The organism is Streptomyces malaysiense, from assembly GCF_000980885.2.
GTDB classification, from domain to species: domain Bacteria; phylum Actinomycetota; class Actinomycetes; order Streptomycetales; family Streptomycetaceae; genus Streptomyces; species Streptomyces malaysiense.
Window position 1 is genome coordinate 1 of record NZ_LBDA02000223.1, and the last position, 754, is coordinate 754.

Below are 754 nucleotides of genomic sequence, written 5' to 3' on the forward strand. Positions count from 1 at the left end.
TGGCGGTACGTCGACGAGACCCTGAACGTCCTCGCGGCGTGGGCGCCGGGCCTGCACGAGGCCCTGACCGGGCTGGGCGAGGGCGATCACGTGATCGTCGACGGCACCCTGATCCCGACCGACCGCATCAAGGCGGACGAGCCGTACTACTCCCAGAAACACAAACAGCACGGCATGAACGTGCAGGTCATCGCGCGACCCGACGGCACACCGCTGTGGTTCTCCCGCGCGACACCGGGCCGGACCCACGACCTGACCGCGGCCCGCGCCCACGGCATCATTCAAGCCTGCCTGACCCGGCAGATCCTCGTACTCGCGGACCGCGCCTACCAGGGTGCCGGCGCCACCGTCCGCACCCCCTACTACCGCCACCGCGAACAGCCCGAGCACTACCAGCAGTCCAACCGCGACCACGCCCGGCTGAGGGCCCCGGGCGAACGCGCCTTCGCGCAGTTGAAGTCCTGGCGGCTGCTCCGACGAGCCAGATGCTCCACCCGCCGGATCGGCACCGCTGTCCAGGCCGTCCACGTGCTGCTGACCTGCAGCTATTCAGGAACTCCTCGGTCACGCCCACATCGGCGTCACCGCCACGGTCTACGCCCACGTCCGACTCCGCCTCCAGCGCGACGCCATCAACACCCTCAGCACCGCGCTCGACGGTCCTGCTGGCCACGATCCGACCCGCGACGACGGCAACGATCCGCCACTGTGCGGAGCCCTCGTCCGCTGACGTTGCCGCTGAGGTTGAAAGGGT

The 754-nt window shown here is 69.6% G+C and carries 1 pseudogene; it reads left to right on the top strand.

From position 1 onward, the window contains the following. Positions 1-555 (top strand): annotated as a pseudogene (locus VT52_RS36605) (transposase family protein); the annotation flags it as partial. Between the last annotated feature and the right edge of the window lie 199 nt (positions 556-754).